This window comes from Streptomyces sp. NPDC033178 (assembly GCF_055577685.1).
This window is the reverse complement of record NZ_JBVIPT010000043.1, coordinates 1-21,136: the sequence shown is the minus strand read 5'-3', so window position 1 is coordinate 21,136 and position 21,136 is coordinate 1. Positions and strand designations below refer to the sequence as shown.

3 protein-coding genes are annotated in these 21,136 nt (G+C 70.8%); all 3 read right to left on the bottom strand.

Going from position 1 to position 21,136, the window contains the following annotated elements:
- Positions 1–8,520: SDR family NAD(P)-dependent oxidoreductase (locus ACZ5VQ_RS48860; RefSeq protein ID WP_469110683.1), on the bottom strand; the 8,520-nt coding region annotated here is incomplete at its 3' end.
- A complete protein-coding gene (locus ACZ5VQ_RS48855; RefSeq protein ID WP_469110684.1) occupies positions 8,520–13,706 on the bottom strand; it encodes a type I polyketide synthase in 5,187 nt (1,728 codons plus the stop codon). The genes ACZ5VQ_RS48855 and ACZ5VQ_RS48860, both read right to left, overlap by 1 nt.
- The gene (locus ACZ5VQ_RS48850) at positions 13,703–20,926 is read right to left on the bottom strand and encodes a type I polyketide synthase (RefSeq protein ID WP_469110682.1); all 7,224 of its coding nucleotides are present in this window, start codon (positions 20,924–20,926) and stop codon (positions 13,703–13,705) included. The genes ACZ5VQ_RS48855 and ACZ5VQ_RS48850 overlap by 4 nt, the downstream gene beginning before the upstream one ends.
- Between the last annotated feature and the right edge of the window lie 210 nt (positions 20,927–21,136).

Below are 21,136 nucleotides of genomic sequence, written 5' to 3'. Positions count from 1 at the left end.
CAACCCCTCATACAGACCCGCCACCGGCACCACCTGCGCACCCACCGGCGGCCACACACCCCCAACAGCCATCTCAGCGTCATCGGCGGTGTCGGTGTCGGCGGCCGTCAGCACCCCCGACGCATGCCGCACCCAACCACCCACACCCTCATCCCACGCATACACACCAAACACCCGACGCCCGGACCCATCCCCAGCCCGCACCGCCACCTGAACCCGCACACCACCCGGCCCGCCCAACACCAACGGCGCCTCCAGCGTCAACTCCCCCAGCCGCCCACAACCCACCTCATCCCCGGCCCGCACCGCCAACTCCACAAACCCCGTCCCCGGAAACAACACCCGCCCACCCACCACGTGATCCGCCAACCACGCATCAACCCCCACCGACAACAAACCCTCAAACACCACACCCCCCGAATCAGCCGACTCCACCCCCGGGCCCAACCACCCCACACCCACCCCACCCACACTCAACCCACCGCCCGACAACCAGAACCGCTCCCGCTGAAACGCATACGTCGGCAAATCCACCAACCCAGCGCCCCGACCAGCGAAAACCACTCCCCAGTCCGGAGACACCCCGGACACGAACAACGCCCCCAACCCCTCCATCACCGACCGCGGCTCACCCCGCTCCCCACGCACCAACGCAACCGCAACCACCTCATCCGAACCCGCCGCCGAACACTCCGCAGCCAACCCAGCCAGCACCGCCCCCGGACCCACCTCAACAAACCGCGTCACACCCCGCTCCCGCAGATGCCCAACACCATCCGCGAAACGCACCGCCTCGCGAACGTGCCGCACCCAGTACTCGGCCGACGCCACCTCCGCAGTCACCCTCCCCGTGACGTTGGAAACGAGGGGAGTTGACGGCTCGGCATAGGTGAGCTGCTCCGCGACCGCACCGAACTCCGCCAGCATCGGCTCCATCAGCACCGAATGAAACGCATGCGACACCCGCAACCGACGCACACGAGCCCCACCCCCCGCAAAACCCTCCGCAACAGCCAAGACCTCCGACTCACGGCCCGACAACACCACCGAGGACGGGCCGTTGACCGCCGCGACACTCACACCCGGCGTCAGATGCGGCAGCACCTCCGCCTCCGACACCTGCACGGCCACCATCACCCCGCCCGCCGGCAACGCCTCCATCAACCGGCCCCGCGCCACCACCAACCGCACCGCATCCGCCAAGGACAACACCCCCGCCACATGCGCGGCAGCCACCTCACCCACCGAATGCCCGGCCACAAAGTCAGGCCGCACACCCCACGACTCCAACAACCGGAACAACGCCACCTCGAACGCAAACAACGCAGGCTGCGCCCAACCCGTCCGATCCAACGCCTCCTGATCCCCGCCCCACACCACATCCCGCAAACCGGAACCCACCTCCGGCCCCAGCTCGGTCAGCACCGCATCAAAGGCTTCTGCGAACACCGGGAACGCAGCACACAACTCCCGCCCCATCCCCACCCGCTGAGACCCCTGACCCGAAAACAAGAACGCGAGCTTGCCCTCACGACGAGCTACGCCCCGCACGACACCCGGCATCTCGTCGCCGTCGACCACGGCCAGCAGGCCAGTCAGGAACTCACCCCGGTCCCGCCCCACCACCACCGCACGATGCTCGAACGACGACCGCGCCACCGCCGACGAGAAACCCACATCCGCCACACCCAGATCCGGCGCATCATCCACAAGCGTCAGCAACCGCTCCGCCTGAGCACGCAGCGCCTCAGCACTCCGCCCCGACACCACCCACGGAACCACCACCTCCGACGGCACACCCACCGGAACCAACGGCCCCACCGACTCCACCGGCACCACAACCGCAGGCTCACCAACCGCAGGCTCTTCAACCGCCTGCTCCAAAATGACGTGTGCGTTGGTTCCGCTCACACCGAACGACGACACCCCCGCCCGACGCGGACGCCCCACCACCGGCCACTCCCGCGACCGGCCCAGCAACTCCACCCGACCCGCCGACCAGTCCACCCGCGACGACGGCACCTCACCGAACAAACTCCCCGGCACCACCCCATGCCGCATCGCCATCACCATCTTGATGACACCCGCCACACCCGCCGCAGCCTGCGTATGACCCAGATTCGACTTCACCGAACCCAGCCACAACGGCCAACCATCCTCCGACCGATCCCGCCCATACGTCGCGAGCAGCGCCTGCGCCTCGATCGGATCACCCAACACCGTCCCCGTACCGTGACCCTCCACCACATCCACATCCGCCGACGACAGACCCGCACTGCTCAACGCCCGCCGAATCACCCGTTGCTGGGCCGGTCCGTTCGGCGCGGTCATCCCATTCGACGCACCGTCCTGATTCACCGCGGAACCCTTCACCACGGCCAGCACCCGGTGACCGTTGCGTCGCGCGTCGGACAGCCGCTCCAACAGGAGCATCCCCACACCCTCGCTCCACCCCGTACCGTCCGCAGACTCCGCGAACGCCTTGCACCGGCCATCAGGCGCGAGCCCCCGCTGTCGGCTGAACTCCACGAACGTCTCGGGCGTGGCCATGACGGTCACGCCACCGGCCAGCGCCAGCGAGCACTCGCCAGTCCTGAGTGACCCGGCAGCCAAGTGCAGTGCGACCAGCGACGACGAGCAGGCCGTGTCGACGCTCACCGCGGGGCCCTCCAGGCCGAAGGTGTAGGCGATACGGCCCGTGGCGATCGATCCCACGCTGTTGCTGCCCACGTAGTCGTGGTACTGGACACCTGCGAACACTCCCACCGCCTGGCCGTGCAGGCTCTGCGGGTCGATCCCGGCGCGTTCGACCGCCTCCCACGAGGTCTCCAGGAGGAGGCGGTGCTGGGGATCGACCAGTGCCGCCTCGCGCGGAGGGATACCGAAGAAGCCTGGGTCGAAGTCGCCCGCGTCGTAGAGGAAGCCTCCTTGACGTACGTACGTGGAACCGGGGCGTTGGCCGTCGGGGTCGTACAGCCGACCGGTGTCCCAGCCGCGGTCGGTGGGGAAGTCTCCGATCACGTCCCGGCCTTCGACCACCACCTGCCAGAGGTCCTCCGGTGAAGCCACTCCGCCGGGATAGCGGCAGGCCATGCCGACGATCGCGATCGGTTCGTCGTCGGTGACACGCCCCGCCATCGGCCCCTCACCCGAGTCGGCCTCGAGTGGCTGTGCGCCGACCAGTTCGGAGACCAGGTGGTCCGCCACACCGGCGGCCGTCGGATAGTCGAAGACCAGAGTGGCCGGCAGGCGGATGCCCGTCGCCGTGCTCAGAGCGTTGCGCAGTTCCACAGCGGTGAGGGAGTCGAAGCCCAGGTCGTGGAATTCGCGCCGGGGTGGGACAGACGCCGCCGAGGCATGGCCGAGCGCGATGGCGGCGTGCGTACGGACGAGGTCGAGAACGGTCTCGCGTCGCGCGTCCTCGCTCATGGCGGTCAGGCGCTCGGCGAACGAGTCGGAGCCCGGAGTGCGGGCAGCTGCGTCCGTGGCGACGCTTCGGCGAGAGACGCGGTCCGTCCCGGCCAGGGACCGGAGAGGGGACGGGACTGCGTCAGCGTGTCCCCGCAGGGCGTGCACGTCGAGTTTTACGGGGGCGGCAGTCGCTGTGTACGAGGCGCACGCCGCGTCGAAGAGAGCGAGCGCTTCCTCCGCCTCCAGCGGCAGCACTCCGCTGCGGGCCATGCGGGACCGTTCGGCCTCACCGAGGCCCGCGGTCATTCCCGCGTTCGTGCTCCACGGCCCCCAGGCCAGTGACAGTGCGGGCAGCCCCTCCCTCCGGCGCTCTTCGGCGAGCGCGTCCAGGAAGGCGTTGGCCGCGGCGTAGTTGCCCTGACCGGGGGCGCCGAGGACGCCCGAGACCGAGGAGAACAGTACGAAGGCCGTGAGGTCGTGGCCGCGGGTGAGATGGTGCAGATTCAGTGCGCCGGTGACCTTCGGGGCCAGGACGGCTCGCAGACGTTCGGCGGTCAGCTCCGTCACGACGCCGTCGTCGAGTACGCCCGCCGCGTGGACGACGCCTACGAGCGGGTGCTCCGCGGCCGCTTCGCCCAGCGCCTTGGCCAAGGCGCTTCGATCGGTCACGTCGCAGGCGGGTGCGGCCACCTCGGCGCCGAGGGCGATGAGTTCCGCGACCGTGTCGGCGAGTTCCGCGCTCTCCTCGCCCTGCCTGCTGAGAAGCATCAGGTGTCGTACGCCGTGACGCGTCACCAGATGGCGTGCGACGGCGCCGCCCAGTGCACCCGAAGCGCCCGTCACCAGGACCGTGCCGACCGGGCCGAAGATCCCCTTGCTTGGAAGCTCGTCGGCGGTTGCCGCTTCGCTCGTGACTCCGAGGCTCTCCAGCCGCTCGGTGTGGAGCACTCCGTCGCGTACGGTCACGGTCGGTTCGCCCGAGGCCAGTACCGCGGGGAGCAGCAAGTCGAGTGCACCCGGCTCGTCGGTCCGCTCGTCGACGTCGAGCAGGACGATGCGTCCGGGGTGCTCGGCCTGGGCGGATCGCACCAGCCCCCGGACGGCCGCGCCTGCCACATCGATCCGGTGCGACGCGCCCAGTGCCACGGCGTGGCGGGTCACTACGACCAGCGTCGAGGCCTCATTGTCCTGCCTGGGATCGGCGAGCCAGGACTGCACCGCCTCCAGGGCATGCCGCACGGCGGCATCCACGGCTTCGGCATCCGGTATGTCCTCACCGACCCCGCCCCCGACTCCTGCCCCTGCCCCTGCCCCTGCCCCTGCCCCTGCCCGCAGGATGAACGCGTCCGGTGTCGACTCCCCGGCGCCGGGGCGCACCGGCAGCCAGCCGACTCGGTAGAGAGAGTCCGGTGCGCCGCCGGGCCGCTCGCCGCGTTGCCTGGTGACGGGCCGGAAGACGATGGACTCGATGGAGGCGACCGGTGCTCCCATGGCATCGGTGATCTCGGCGGCGAAGCTGTCGTCGCCGGTCGGGGTGAACCGGATCCTGAGCGTGGAGGCACCCGTCGCGTGGACCGAGACGCCGGACCAGGAGAACGGCAGCCTCGCGCCCTCCTGCGCGGCCGAGCCGTCCCCGTTGTCTCCGGAAGCCGATCGAAGGGAGTGCGTACCGGCGTCGAGGAAGGCCGGGTGCAGCGCGAAGCGGCCTGCGTCCCGTGCGGTCTCCTCGGCCGGACGCACCTCCGCAAGGATGTCCCGTCCGTGGTGCCAGACGGCCGTGAGCCCTTGGAAGGCGGGGCCGTAGACCAGCCCGGTGGCGGCCAACTCGTCGAGCAGATCGTCCACGGGAACCGCGATGACGTCCTCCGGCGGCCAGACAGCCGTGCCGGCCTGCGGTGTCGGTCCGTCGCCCCCGTCGCCCCGCTCTTCGGCGACGCCGAGTTCCCCCGTGGCGTGCTGAATCCAGTCGAGGCCCGGAGTATCGGCGTGCGGATACTCCGTGTCGGTACGGGAGTAGATCCCCAGCGGTCGGGTGCCCCCGGCGTCAGGGGCACCGACAACGACCTGGATCCGTACGCCTCCTCGGCCGGGCAGCGGCAGCGGCCGGGTCACCGTGAGTTCTTGGATTCGACGACTGTCCGCCGCGTCACCGGCGCGGATCGCCAGTTCGAGGAACGCCGTTCCCGGCAGCACCACTTGGCCGTGCACACGGTGATCGGCCAGCCAGGGCTGCGTGTCGACCGAGATCCGGCCGCTGAGCACGATGGTTTCGGGCGAGGCCACAGTCGTGAGTGCGCCGAGCAGGGGATGGTCAGCCGGTTCGAATCCCAGGGCGGCCGGGCCCTGGTCGTCGTTCCTGGCATCGAGCCAGTAGCGCCGCCGTTGGAACGCGTACGTGGGCAGGGCCACACGACGTGCCCCGCTTCCGGCGAACACCGCCTCCCAGTCAGGCACAAGCCCGCTGACGTACATACGGGCGAGGGCCGTGAACACGGCGGGCGGTTCGGGACGATCCGCACGGAGTACGGAGATGAATGCCGTGTCTTCGTCCGGCCCCCGCAAGCACTCCTGGGCCATGGCGGTGAGCACACCGTCGGGGCCGATCTCCACGAACCGCGTCACACCCCGCTCCCGCAGATGCGCAACACCATCCGCGAAACGCACGGCTTCCCGCACGTGCCGCACCCAGTACTCCGCCGAGGCCACCTCCCCCGCCGAAACGGAACCACCCGTCACAGTGGAGACGAAGGACACTTCCGGCTCGGCATAGGTGAGCTGCTCCGCCACCGCACGGAACTCCGCCAGCATCGGCTCCATCAGCACCGAATGAAACGCATGCGACACCCGCAACCGACGCACACGAGCCCCACGCCCCGCAAAACCCTCCGCGACAGCCAGGACCTCCGACTCCCGGCCCGACAACACCACCGAGGTCGGGCCGTTGACCGCCGCGATGCTGACACCCGGCGTCAGATGCGGCAGCACCTCCGCCTCCGATGCTTCGAGGGCCACCATCACCCCACCCGCTGGCAACGCCTCCATCAACCGGCCCCGCGCCACCACCAGTTGCACAGCGTCCGAAAGCGACAACACCCCTGCCACATGCGCGGCAGCTATCTCCCCCACCGAATGACCCGCCACAAAATCCGGCCGCACACCCCACGACTCCAACAACCGGAACAACGCCACCTCAAACGCAAACAGGGCAGGCTGCGCCCACCCCGTCCGATCCAACACCTCCTGATCGGCGCCCCACACCACATCCCGCAAACCAGAACCCACCTCCGGCCCCAGCTCGGTCAGCACCGCATCAAAAGCCCCCGCGAACACCGGGAACACAGCACACAACTCCCGCCCCATCCCCACCCGCTGAGACCCCTGACCCGAAAACAGGAACGCACCCAGTCCGTCTCCTGCCGCGCCGGACACCACCGGTGGAGCGGACTCGCCCGCTGTGATCGAGCGCAGTGCCGTCACCGCGGTGTCGATGTCGTCGGCGAGCACCACGGCACGGTCGTCCAGGGCGGCGCGGGTGGTGGCCAGGGAGTATCCGATGTCGATGAGGTCCGGTGCCGGCTCGGTCTCGAGCAGGGTCAGCAGGCGTTCGGCCTGGCCGCGCAGGGCTTCGGCGTCGCGGCCCGAGAGCGGGAGCAGCACGGGGTTCCGAGGTGCGGTGTCCCTGCTTCGGGTGTCGGCGGCGGCCGTCGGCGTGTTCTCCGGGTCGGCTTCTTCGACGATCAGGTGCGCATTGGTGCCGCTCACTCCGAAGGACGACACGGCCGCGCGGCGCGGGCGCCCGGACTCGGGCCAGTCACGCGCCTCGGCCAGCAACTCGACCCCGCCGGCCGACCAGGCGATGCGGGTGGACGGGTGGTCCGCGTACAGCGACTTGGGCAGCGTCCGGTGGCGTAGCGCCTCGACCGTCTTGATGACGCCGGCGACTCCCGCGGCCGCCTGCGTGTGTCCGATGTTCGACTTGAGGGACCCGAGCCACAGCGGCGGGCCGTCGTCCGGACGGCTCCGGCCGTAGGTGTCGAGCAGTGCCTGTGCCTCGATCGGATCCCCGAGCGTGGTGCCGGTGCCGTGCCCCTCCACCATGTCCACGTCGGCCCCGGACAGCCGTGCGTCCGCCCATGCCTGGCGTATCACGCGCTGTTGGGACGGTCCGTTCGGTGCCGTGAGCCCGTTCGATGCCCCGTCCTGGTTGACAGCGGATCCCCGCAGCACAGCGAGGACCTGATGGCCGTTGCGTCGCGCGTCCGACAGCCGCTCCAACAGCAGCATCCCCGCGCCCTCGGCCCACCCCGTACCGTCCGCGGACTCCGCGAACGGCTTGCATCGCCCGTCGGGTGCCAGTCCTCGCTGGCGGCTGAACGCCACGAACGGGGCCGGTGTCGACATCACCATGACGCCGCCCGCGAGCGCCAGTGAGGACTCCTCCTGCCGCAGGGAGCGAATGGCCAGGTGGATGGCCACGAGGGACGACGAGCACGCCGTGTCCACGGTGACGGCCGGTCCTTCGAGGGCGAACGTGTAGGACACCCGGCCGGACAGCACGGAGGCCGAGTTGCCCGTGCTCAGATAGCCCTCGACGTCGGTGGCCGCCCGCTCGGACAGTCCTTCGTAGTAGTCCTGACCACCGCTGCCGACGAACACGCCGACGCGCCCGCCCCGCAGCGAGTCCGGAGCCATGCCCGCCCGTTCGAAGGACTCCCACGCCAGCTCCAGGACCAGCCGTTGCTGGGGATCCATGGCAACGGCTTCCCGCGGGGAGATGCCGAACAGACCGGCGTCGAATCCCGCCACGTCGTGCAGGAAGCCGCCCTCGCGTACGTAGCTGGTGCCCGGGCTCTCGGGGTCCGCGTCGTAGAGCGCGCCAAGGTCCCAGCCACGGTCCTGCGGGAAACCGGAGATGGCGTCGCCACCGTCGCCGACCAGTCGCCACAGATCCTCGGGGGACCGTACGCCCCCCGGATAGCGGCAGCTCATGGCGATGACGGCCACCGGGTCGTGGTCCTCCGTCTCGACCGCGCGGAGCCGGCTGCGCGTCTCGTGCAGTTCAGCGGTGACCCGCTTGAGATAACCGAGAAGCTGGTCCTCGTTCGACATCAGGTCACTCCGAGCTCTGTGTTGATGAAGTCGATGACGTCGGCGGCCGTCGCCGTCTCAAGACGGTCCGCGACGGACTCGCCGTCGCCGCTGCCTGGGGCCGGGTTCAGCCTGGCCAGGAGCGCCTGGATCCGGGCGGTGACGCCGGTCAGTTCGGCGTCGTCGGGCCCGAGGCCGGCCACCAGGGCGTCCAGTCGGTCGAGCACGGACGGCAGGGCCGTGCCGTTCTGCGGAGCGCTCTCCACGACGAGCAGGGTGCGCAGGTGTGCCGCGAGCGCCTGGGGCGTGGCGTGGTCGAAGACCAGGGAGACAGGCAGACGCAGGCCGGTCGTTGCGCTGAGCCGGTTCCGGAAGTCAACGGCGGCGACGGAGTCGAACCCGAGTTCCTTGAAGGAGAGGCGTGCTCCGACGGCCGAGGAGTCTTCGTGGCCGAGCAGTGCGGCGGCTTGGGTACGGACCAGGTCGAGCAGCGTCCGGGACTGTTCGCCTCCGGTCATCGCGCTGAGCCGTGCGGCCAGAGTCGCTTCGCCACCGTCGGTCGTGTCGTGCGTGGCGGGCGTGTCCGCGGACGTCTGTGCCCGTGCCTCGGGAAGGTCGCGCAGCAGCGGGCGGGGCCGGGTGAGTGTGTAGACGTCCGCGAAGCGTGCCCAGTCGATGTCGGCGACGACCAGGTGGTCGTCGTCGAGGTCGAGTGCCTGCCCCAGGGCCGTGACGGCCAGGCGGGGGTCCATCGCCGTGATGCCGATACGGCGGAGATAGGCGTCGGCGTCCTCGCCGACCATGCCGCCGCCCGCCCAGGGGCCCCATGCGAGAGAGGTCGCCGTGAGCCCGCGGCTGCGGCGGCGCCTGGCCAGGGCGTCCAGGAAGGCGTTGGCTCCGGCATAGGCGGGCTGTCCCGAGGTTCCCCACACGGCGGCTCCGGAGGAGAACAGAACGAAGGCGTCCAGGGCGTGGCCGTCGAGCAGTTCGTCGAGGTGGGTCGCGCCGATGATCTTCGCCCGGGTGAGTGCGGCGAACTCCTCGACGGTGGTCTCCGTCAGGCGCCTCTCCTCGCCCAGTTCGCCGGCTGCGTGGACGACGGTGGTCAGCGGGTGCTGCGGGGGCAGGCCGTCGAGGAGGCGCGCGAGCGCGTCCCGGTCCGTCACGTCGCACGCCTCGATGGCCACCGTGGGCCCGAGAGCTGTCAGTTCGGCCTCCAGCTCGGTGGCACCGGTGGCCTTCCGCCCGCTGCGGCTGGTGAGCACGATGTGGTCTGCGCCCGTCGCAGCGAGCCACCGGGCGACGTGTGCGCCGAGCACACCGGTGCCTCCGGTGACGAGTGCGGTGCCGTGCGGCTGGAAGCCCGGGCGGAGGGTGGCCCGGGTCGAGCCGCCGCCGGCCTGCGCGGTCGTCCCGGCCATGGGCCCGCGGGCAGGACTCTCGGCGGGACCATCGGTGGGTACGGTCGCGGACGGGGCTCCGACCCCCGTGTCCGCGGCGGGTCGGGCTCGTACGATCCGCCGTACGAAGCAGCCGGAGGGGCGGATGGCGACTGCGTCCTCGCTGTCGGCTCCGGCCAGCGCGGCGTAGAGCCGTCGTACGGCGAGCTCGTCCGCGCCGTCGGCCAGATCCACCGTGCCTCCCCAGCCGTCCGGTTGGTCGAGGGAGAGGACCGTGCCCACGCCCCAGAGGAACGCCTGGTCGGGATCGGGTTCCCGCTCGTGGCGGTCGACCGCCACGGCGTGTGAGGTCACGCACCACAGGGGTGCGGTGATCCCGGCGTCCGCGAGCGTCCGAACCAGCTGGGCGGTGGCGGTGGTGCCGCGGGTGAGTGCGTCGGAGTCCGCTCGCCTGCGGCCGTCGAGGGCCAGGAGCGACAGCACTCCGGCGGGTGGTCCGGTGTCGGTGCACACCGCGAGGCGCGCTGCGACTGTTTCCGTCTCCTGCGCGGCGGTGTCGATGTCCAGCAGCTCGGTGCGGGCACCGTGCGCGGCGAGTCCCTCGACCACGGCGTGGATGAGCCGCTGGTGCTCCGGTGTGACGCTGGTGGGATCGGCGGGTACGACGACCAGCCAGACACCGCTCAGCCGGGGGCGCGCTCCGGCGCTCGTCTCGGGGACGAGCAGGGGCCGCCAGACGACCCGGTGGCGCCAGGTGTCGACGGTGGCGAGGTCGTCCTGGCGACCGTGCCAGGCGGTCAGCGCGGGCAGGGCTTCCTCGAGCGCGCCGGGCGGCATCTCCAGTCGGCGGGCGAGCGCGGTGAGGTCCCCCTGTCCGACCTCGTGCCAGAAGCCGCTGTGCCGCGGGCCGGCGGCGGGCGGAGCCCCCGCGGTGGTCGGGGCCGGGCTGGTAGCGGCTGTGGCTGTGGCGGCCACGTCCCAGTAACGCCTGCGCTGGAACGGATAGGTGGGCAGATCGACGAGCGCGCCGTCCGCGCAGACGGCCGTCCAGTCGGGTGCGACCCCGCGGACGAAGAGTTCGGCGATCGAGGTGAGCAGCCTGGTCCGGCCCCCGTCGCCACGGCGAAGAGTGCCGCTCACCACCGTGGCAGCGGCAGCCTCCGACATGCCTTCCGGATCGTCATCGATGCCGGTGTCGCGGTCGTCCAGGATCTCCTGCACGCTCATGGTCAGTACGGGATGCGGACTCACTTCCACGAAGGTCGTGAAGCCCTGCTCGGCCAGCGCGTCGACAGCGGGCCCGAAGCGCACGGTCTGTCGCAGGTTGGCGTGCCAGTACTCGGCGTCGAGATCCCGCTCGGTCGCCCAACGGCCCGTGACCGTCGACATCATGTCGATCGTGCCGACGCGTGGTGCGACGGGCGCCAGATCGCCGAGCAGCCGTTCTCTGATCTCCGTCACCTGGGCGGAGTGCGAGGCGTAGTCCACCTGGACCCGCTTCGAGCGGACGCCGTCCGCCGTCAGCTCGGCGGCCAGCTCGTCCAGGGCCTGGCCCGCGCCCGACACGACGACCGAACGTGGGCCGTTGTCCACGGCGATCGAGAGCGTGGTTCCCTCCCGGGCGCCGAGCCGTGCGCGGGTCTCGGCCGGGGAGAGTCCCACGGACATCATGCCGCCGTGTCCGGCGAGGTGTTCACGGATGGCGCGGCTGCGCAGCGCGACGATGCGGGCCGCGTCGTCCAGGGACAGACGTCCGGCCACACACGCTGCCGCGATCTCTCCCTGGGAGTGCCCGACCACCGCGGCGGGCCGGACACCGTGGGCCTCCCACAGCGCGGCCAGCGAGACCATCACCGCCCACAGAACCGGTTGGACGATGTCGACGCGCTCCATCGGCGGTGTGTCGCGGCCGCTGTCCCGTTCCCCGCCGAGGACCGCGGACAGCGACCAGTCCACGTACGGTTCCAGTGCCTGCTCGCACTCGGCGATCCGCGCGGCGAACACGGGCTCTGTGCGGAGGAGTTCTGCGGCCATGTCCGCCCACTGCGCGCCCTGGCCGGGGAAGACGAAGGCCACCTTGCCCTGGACGTCGGCGGTTCCCGTGATCAGCGCCGCGGGTTCCGGGGCATCCGAGGGGCCGGGCCCCGGTTCCGGTTCCGGTTCCGCGGCGATGCGGGTCAGCCCGGAGAGCAGTTCCGCCCGGGTTGCCCCGACCAGGGCGGCGCGACAGGTGAGGGCCGGCCGCCCGGCAGACGCCAGTGTGCGGGCGATGTCCCGCGCCCGGAGTCCGGGGTGGTTCCGGACGTGTTCCAGCAGCTGGGCCGCCCGAGCGCGCAGAGCGGCCGGTGTCCCGGCCGACAGGGCCCACAGCATGGGAGACTCCGACTCCCCCTCCGCCGGGTCGGGTTCGTGCGCCGGCGAGGGCCGCGGAACCGGCTCGGACACCGGGTCGTACTCGACGATCACGTGCGCGTTGGTCCCGCTGAACCCGAAGGACGACACGGCGGCGCGCCGCGGCCGGCCCGTGGTGGGCCAGGGTGTGGGCTCGGTGACGAGCCTGACCCGGCCCGCCGACCAGTCGATGTGCGGCGACAGTTCGTCCGTGTGCAGTGTCTTGGGCACCAGTCCGTGCCTGGCCGACATGACCGCCTTGATCACCCCAGCGACTCCGGCCGCGGCCTGGGGGTGTCCGATGTTGGACTTGAGGGAGCCGAAGAGGAGGGGGTTGCCCTCGGGGCGTTGCCCGGGGTGCCCGTAGGTGGCCATCAGAGCCTGCGCCTCGATGGGGTCGCCGAGCGTGGTGCCGGTGCCGTGTGCCTCCACCACGTCCACGTCGGCAGGTGTCAGTCCGGCGGCGGTCAGCGCCTGCTGGATGACCCGGCGCTGCGAGGGCCCGTTGGGCGCGGAGATCCCGTTGCTCGTACCGTCCTGGTTGACGGCGGTGCCACGTACGACGGCCAGTACGGGATGCCCGAGGCGTTCCGCGTCCGTGAGCCGTTCGAGGAGCAGCAGCCCCATTCCCTCGGACCACGCGGTGCCGTCGGCGCCGGCCGAGAAGGACCTGCAGCGGCCGTCCGGGGACAGGGCGCGCTGTCGGCTGAAGTCGACGAACATGTCCGGGGTGCCCATGACGGTGACACCGCCCGCGAGGGCGAGGGACGTCTCGCCCTGTCGCAGGGACTGGCAGGCCAGGTGCAGTGCCACCAGGGAGGACGAGCAGGCGGTGTCGACCGTGAGGGCGGGGCCCTCCAGACCGAAGTGGTAGGCGATGCGGCCGGAGGCGAGGCTTCCGCCTGGGCTGCCGCCCGCGTAGTCGTGGTACATGAGCCCGGCGAACACGCCGGTGTCACTGCCCTGGAGGGAGAGCGGGTCGATACCGGCCCGCTCGAAGGTCTCCCAGGCGGCTTCGAGCAGCAACCGCTCCTGTGGCGAGGCCCGCAGCGCGTCCCGGGGACTCATGCCGAAGAAGCCGGCGTCGAAGTCCGCCGCCTCGTAGAGGAATCCGCCGCGACGCACGTAGCTGGTGCCCGGGTGCTCGGGATCGGGGTGGTAGACCGAGTCGAGGTCCCATCCGCGGTCCGCGGGGAACTCGCCGGTCGCGTCGACGCCTTCCGACACCAGCCGCCACAGGTCCTCCGGGGTCCGTACGCCGCCGGGGTAGCGGCAGCTCATGGCGACGATCGCGACCGGCTCGTGGTCGCGTGCCACGGCGCGTTCCTCCGATGCGCGCAACCGCTGCTTGAGTTGCTGGAGATCCGCCGTGGCGCGCTTGAGGTAGTCGCGCAGCCTCTCCTCGTCCGTCATCAGCCCTCACCTCGTCGAGGTGTGTCCAGTTCTGCGTCCAGGACGGCGAAGAGCTCGTCGTCGGTCGCCGATGTGTAGTCCTTCGGCTCCGGCGTTGGCGCGGCCGGTCGGCCCTGTGCCTCACGCCAGGTTCGGAGCAGGGTTTCGAGGCGGGCGGTGACGCGGGCACCGGTGTCGCCGCCGATGGGGCCCCCACCGTTGTCGCCCTGTGCGCCGAGCGCTGCGGCGAGTGCCGTCTCCAGCACGTCCAGTTCGGCCAGTACGGGTGTGCCGCGGTCCTTCTCGGCGGGTGCGGTCTCCGCCGAGAGGTGGCGGGCGAGCGCGGTCGGCGTCGGGTGGTCGAAGATCAGCGTCGCCGGGAGACGCAGGCCGGTCGCCGCGCCCAGTGCGTTGCGGAGTTCGATCGCGGCGAGCGAGTCGAAGCCGAGCTCCCTGAAGGGCCTGTGCGGGTCGGCCGTCGTGCCGGGGCGGTGTCCCAGCACAGCCGCGGCCTGCCGGGCCACGAGCTCGGTGAGTGTCCGCTCCCGCTCGGCCGGCGACAGCCCCGCGAGCCGCTGCACCATCCCGGGGACACTGGAGGCGCGCCTGACGGGTGCTCGTACGAGGCCGCGCAGAACGGGCGGGACCTCGGAGCGAGGGCGGGCCGCCAGGGAGGTCGTGTTCACCCGGAGCGGTACGAGGGCGGCGGGGCCCGGTTCCGTGCCCGGCATCGCGGTGTCGAGCGCGGCATCGAAGAGTGCGAGTCCCTCTTCGGTCGTCAGGGGCGGCATGCCCAGCCGGTCCAGCCGGTCGAGACCGGACCGGTCCAACCGGCCCGCCATGCCGCCGTTCTCCGCCCAGGCGCCCCAGGCGAGGGACAGCGCGGGCAGTCCGAGGCCGCGCCGGTGCTCGGCGAGACCGTCGAGAAAGGCGTTCGCCGTGGCGTAGCCGGCCTGCCCGGCGCCGAGAACCAGGCCGGCCGCCGAGGAGAAGAGGACCAGGGGCACCGGGCCCTGGATGCCTCGGCCGGTGTGTTCGGCGTGGCCGCCGGTCAGTTCGTGGAGGTTCCACGCCCCGTCCACCTTGGGCCGCAATACCTCGTCGGCCCGTTCCGGGGTCAGGGTTCCGATCGTGCCGCTGTCCACGACCCCGGCGGCGTGGATCACCACGGTCAGCGGATGTTCCGCGGGCACCGACGCGATCAGCGCGCCGAGGGCGCCCCGGTCCGCGGTGTCGCAGGCCTCGATACGAACTTGGGCTCCCGAGCCGACGAGTTCGTCGCGCAGGTCCGACGCACCCGGAGCCTGAGGACCACGCCGCCCGATGAGCAGCAGGTTCCGCATGCCGTGTTCGGTGACCAGATGCCGGGCGAGCAGCGCTCCGAGCCCGCCCGTGCCACCGGTGATCAGGACCGTTCCGGACGGGTCCCAGGGGCCGCGGGCGGCCCTGGCCGTCTTCCCGTACGTCTCCGTCTGACGGCCGTACGTCTTCGTCTGCCCGCCGTACGTTTCCGTCTGCCGGACCAGTCGGGGCACTCGAAGCGTTCCGGCGCGCACCGCCACTTCGGGTTCGCCGGATGCGACGGCAGCGCGGAGCACGGCCGGCGAGAGGCCCGCGTCGTCGTCCTCCACGTCGACGAGCACGAGTCGGCCGGGCTCCTCCGCCTGCACCGCTCGGACGAGACCCCAGAGGGGAGCGGTGACCGGGTCGATGGGGGTGGTGTCCTGGTCGGTGCCCGTTCCCGGTACGGCGACCGCGTTCCTCGTGACGACCACCAACCGGGCCGCGGCGAACCGTTCGTCCCGGAGCCAGTCCTGTATCAGGGCCATGACGCCGTACGTCGAGGTTCGGACCGCCGAAGGCACGTCGACCGGGTGGCCGGGGCCGCTCTGCCCGCGCAGCGGCCCGACGGGAGCCACCACGACGTCCGGCCCGAGAGCACCCGCGGCACCGATGCTGTCGGCAAGGGTCTCCAGGGACGGATGGACCGAGTCGAATCCCGTTCCGGAACCCGCGCCCAGGAGCACCCACCGGCCACTGTCCCGGGACGGACCGTGGGTCTCCTCCGTCCCGGCCGGTGCCTTTTGCCAGTCCAGACGGAACAGCGAGTCGTGCAGTCCCGTGCGCACCGGTTCGAGCTGACCGGCCGTCACCGGCCGCACCTGCAACGACTCGACACCCATGACCACGGCACCGCTCGCGTCGTACAGCGTCACGGACACCGCAGCCGGCCCGGCCGGGACGATCTTGACTCGTACGGCAGCGGCACCACGGGCATGCAGCGAAACCCCGTTCCAGCAGAACGGGAGAAGCGTCACCTCCTCCGCGTCCCGTTCGTGCTGTTCCTCTCCGTGCCGGTCGTTCCCGTCGAGCAGCCGGAGGTGCAGGGCCGCGTCGAGCAGCGCCGGATGCAGACCGAATCGAGCGGCGTCCGCGACGGCTTCCGCGGGCAACTCGACGTCCGCGAACAGTTCGTCGCCACGCCGCCAGGCCGTTCCCAGCCCCTGGAAGACGGGCCCGTACGAGTAACCGCGGCGCGCGAGCCGCTCGTACGGCGCCGACCGGACCAGCGGGACCGCACCCGGCGGCGGCCATGCTTCCGCCGCGGCGTCGGGAGCCGGACCGGTGTCGGCGCGGAGCATCCCCGCGGCGTGCAGGACCCAAGGGGCTTCACGACCGGCGGCCCGCGCGTACACACTCACCGGTCGGCGACCGGCACCGGCCTCCGCCCCGACCACCACCTGTGTCGTCACCCCGCCGGTGTCCGGCAGGACGAGGGGCGCCTGCAGGGTGAGTTCCTCGAGCGCGGGACAGCCGGTCTGTTCCCCGGCCCGCAGGGCGAGTTCCACGAACGCCGTTCCCGGCACGATCACTTGGCCGTGCACCACATGGTCGGCCAGCCATGGCAGCCGGTCGGCCGACAACCGTCCGGTGAGGGACACCCCGCCCGATTCGGGGGAGTTCACCTGAGCACCCACGAGTGGATGGTCGGCCGGAGCCAGGCCGGCCGCGTCGAGTGCGTCGGAGCTCTCGGGCTCAAGCCAGTAGCGCTGCCGCTGGAACGCATAGGTCGGCAGGTCCACGCGCCGCGCTCCGCGGCCCACGAAGAAGGCGGTCCAGTCGACCGTGGCACCGTGACAGTGCAGGTGAGCCGCCATCGACAGGAGAGACTCCGACTCGGCGTCCTTCGTCCGCACGGCCGGGACGACGAGGGGCGGAACGAGCTCCTGGTCCTCGACGAGGCAGTCCTGGGCCATGGCGGTGAGCACACCATCGGGGCCGATCTCCACGAACCGCGTCACACCCTGCTCCCGCAGATGCCCAACACCATCCGCGAAACGCACCGCCTCGCGAACGTGCCGCACCCAGTACTCGGCCGACGCCACGTCCCCGGTCACAGCACCGGTGACATTCGAGACGACCGGAATTGATGGCTCGGCGTACGTGAGCTGCTCCGCGACCGCACGGAACTCCGCCAGCATCGGCTCCATCAGCACCGAATGAAACGCATGCGACACCCGCAACCGACGCACACGAGCCCCACGCTCAGCGAAACCCTCCGCGACAGCCAGGACTTCCGACTCCCGGCCGGACAGGACCACCGAGGTCGGGCCGTTGACCGCCGCGACACTCACACCCGGCGTCAGACACGGCAGCACCTCCGCCTCCGATGCTTCGAGGGCCACCATCACCCCGCCCGTCGGCAACGCCTCCATCAACCGGCCCCGCGCCACCACCAACCGCACCGCATCGGCCAAAGACAACACCCCTGCCACATGCGCGGCAGCTATCTCCCCGACCGAATGCCCGGCCACAAAGTCAGGCCGCACACCCCACGACTCCAACAGGCGATACAACGCCAGCTCGAACGCAAACAACGCAGGCTGCGCCCACTCCGTCCGATCCAACACCTCCTGATCGGCGCCCCACACCACATCCCGCAAACCGGAACCCACCTCCGGCCCCAGCTCGGTCAGCACCGCATCAAAAGTCCCCGCGAACACCGGGAAAGCAGCACACAACTCCCGCCCCATCCCCACCCGCTGAGACCCCTGACCCGAAAACAAGAAAGCGAGCTTGCCTACCGTCGATTCGCCTACGGCGTTCTCGGGCAGGTCGCTCGACTCGCACAATGCCGCCAGCCGCTCCACGAGTTGGTCTGCCGAGGAGCCGATGACCACGGCACGCTGCTCCAAGGAACTGCGGGTGGTGGCCAAGGAGTAACCGACGTCCCAAGCACTTGCATCCGGGGTCTCGGTCACCTGCGCGAGCAGACGCGACGCCTGGGCCCGCAGCGCATCCGGGCCACGGGCGGAGAGGATCCACGGCACCTGCTCGCCGGAGTACGACAAGTCCTCCGGTGAAGCGGAGACTGTCGTTTCGTCGGCAACCGGGGCCTGCTCCAGGATGACGTGGGCATTCGTGCCGCTGATCCCGAAGGCGGAGACGCCTGCTCGGCGTGGGCGCCCGTTCTTCGGCCAGGGCCTTGCCTCGGCCAGGAGTTCCACCCTGCCCGCCGACCAGTCGACGTGCGACGTCGGCTCCTCCGCGTACAACGACCGGGGCAACTCCTCGTGCCGCAGCGCCTCGACCATCTTGATGATCCCCGCCACACCCGCCGCAGCCTGCGTATGACCCAGATTCGACTTCACCGAACCCAGCCACAACGGCCAACCACCCTCCGGACGCTCCTGCCCATACGTCGCGAGCAACGCCTGCGCCTCGATCGGATCACCCAACGTCGTCCCCGTACCATGCGCCTCGACAGCACCGACGTCGGTGGCGGTCAACCGGGCGTCCGCAAGGGCCTGTCGGATCACTCGCTGTTGGGCCGGCCCGTTCGGTGCCGTCAAACCGTTGGAGGCGCCGTCCTGGTTGATGGCCGAGCCCTTGACCAGGGCCAGCACCCGGTGGCCGTTGCGTCGCGCGTCGGACAGCCGCTCCAACAGCAGCATCCCCGCACCCTCACTCCACCCCGTACCGTCCGCAGACTCCGCGAACGGCTTGCATCGCCCGTCGGGTGCCAGTCCCCGTTGCCGGCTGAACTCCACGAACGGCCCAGGGGTGGCCATAACGGTCACTCCCCCGGCCAGCGCCAGCGAACACTCACCCTTGCGCAACGACTGCGCCGCCAGATGCAACGCCACCAACGACGACGAACACGCCGTATCCACCGTCACCGCAGGCCCCTCAAGACCCAACGTGTACGCCACCCGACCCGACACCACACTGCCCAAACTCCCGGCACCCGCGTAGTCGTGGTACATGACGCCGGCGAACACGCCGGTGGGACTCCCCTTCACCGACTTCGGCCCGATCCCCGCCCGCTCGAACGCCTCCCACGACGTCTCCAGCAACAACCGCTGCTGCGGATCCATCTCTCGCGCCTCGTTGGGGCTGATTCCGAAGAAGTCGGGATCGAAGTGGGCCGCGTGGTGGAGGAACCCGCCCTCTCGTACGTAGCTGGTGCCGGGGTGTCCGACCTGCGGGTCGTACAGCCGCTCGACGTCCCAGCCCCGGTCCGAGGGAAAGTCACCGATCGCGTCTCTGCCTTCGGTGACCAGTTGCCAGAGATCGTCCGGTGAGGTCACCCCGCCCGGGTAACGGCAGGCCATGCCCACGATCGCGATCTGGTCATCGTCGTCGGTGTCCGCGGCGCCAGGAGCCGCGGAGTCGGCTGCCGACGACACAGCCGAAGGGCTGAGTGCTCCCGGGAGTTGGGCGGAGAGATGAAACGCCACCGCCTCGCAGTTCGGATGGTCGAAGATCAATGAGGTGGGCAGGCTGAGGCCTGTGGCGAGGTTCAGCTCGTTGCGCAGTTCCACAGCGGTGAGCGAGTCGAAGCCCAGATCCCGAAACGGACGATCGGACACGATTCTCTCGTCGGCGCCGTGCCCGAGAACGGCGGCGACCCGCCTGCGGACCACATCCACCAGCACGTCGTGGCGTTGGGGTTCTGAGAGCGAGTCGAGTCGCTTCTTCAGCCGGTCGCCTTCGTCGCCGCCGGAACGGGGACGGTGAGGGCTTGCCGGAACGAGCCGACGCCAGATCGGCAGGGGCGTTGTGCCGTGCTGTCGCAGGGCCCTCAGATTGAGAGCGACGGGCATGAGTACTGGTTCGTCGTGATGATGCCCCTGGTCGAAGAGGGCAAGACCGTCCTCGACGGTCAGGGCCTGCACACCCATCCGGGACAACCGCTCCCGCTCCCCGTCATCCAGCCCACCGGCCATCCCGCCTTGGGTGTCCCACATGCCCCAGGCCAGTGACTGCCCGGAGAGTCCCAGAGCACGACGATGACGGGCCAGCCCGTCCAGATAGGCGTTGGCCGCCGCGTAGTTGGCCTGTCCCGGAGCACCCAGCACCCCGGCCGCCGAAGAGAACAACACGAACGGGATACCGGGCCCGCCGGCCTCATCGGAAGTTTGGGTGGTTGGGTCGGGCTGGGTGGTGAGCTGGTGCAGGTTCCAGGCCGCGTCCACCTTCGGCCGCAGCACCGCGTGCAGGCGTTCCGGGGTCAGACCGGTGACCACCCCGTCGTCCAGCACACCCGCCGCATGCACCACCCCAGCCAGCCGCCGGCCCGCCAGCAGCGAACGCGCCGCCACCGGATCCGCCAGATCACACGCCACCACCTCCACCACCGCACCCAGCCCGGCCAGCTCCGCCACCAGGGCGCCGGCACCCACCGCATCCGAGCCGGACCGGCTCACCAGCAACAGCTCACGCACCCCATGCGCGGCGACCAGGTGCCGGGCCACCACCCCGCCCAACGCACCCGTACCACCCGAAACAAGCACCGCACCCTCACCCGACCACACCGACGCCACACCAGCCGGAACAGAGGGAACATGGGAAACAGACGGAACTGGGCTGTGGTCGCGGACCAGGCGCGGGACCCACACCCCGCCGGCCCGCACCCGCACCTCCGGCTCACCCGAGGCCACCACCGACGAGAGCACCGCCGGGTCCAGCCGTACGTCGAGGTCGGGGTCCGCGTCGATCAGAACCAGCCGGCCCGGATGCTCCGCCTGTGCCGAGCGCACCAGACCACCCACCGCCGCACCCGCCAGATCCCCCCGCACCACCACCACCAGCACACCACCACGCCAGGGATCGGCCAGCACCCCACGGACCTGCGCCAGCGCCTCTTCCGCCGCCGCATGCACCGCATCCGGCGCCGTACCACCCTCCACGTAGTGAACAACCACATCCCGGCCCACACCCGGACCGGCAGAAGGCAACATCACCGCCTCCCACTCCACCCGCAACAACCCACCACCCACACCAGCGCCGGTGTGGGTGCCGGTGTGGGTGTGGGTGCCCACAGGAGGCTGTCGCAGCGTCAACGAGCCCACCGAAGCGATACGTTGACCACTCGTGTCAGCCAGTTCCAGACTCACCCCACTGCCGGACACCGCCGGGGCCAGCCGCACCCGGGCCGCCACCGCACCCGA

Bases quoted from the DNA above. Each gene is read 5' to 3' on its own strand.
- ACZ5VQ_RS48850 (WP_469110682.1), bottom strand. From the start codon at position 20,926: ATGTTGCCTTCTGCCGGTCCGGGTGTGGGCCGGGATGTGGTTGTTCAC.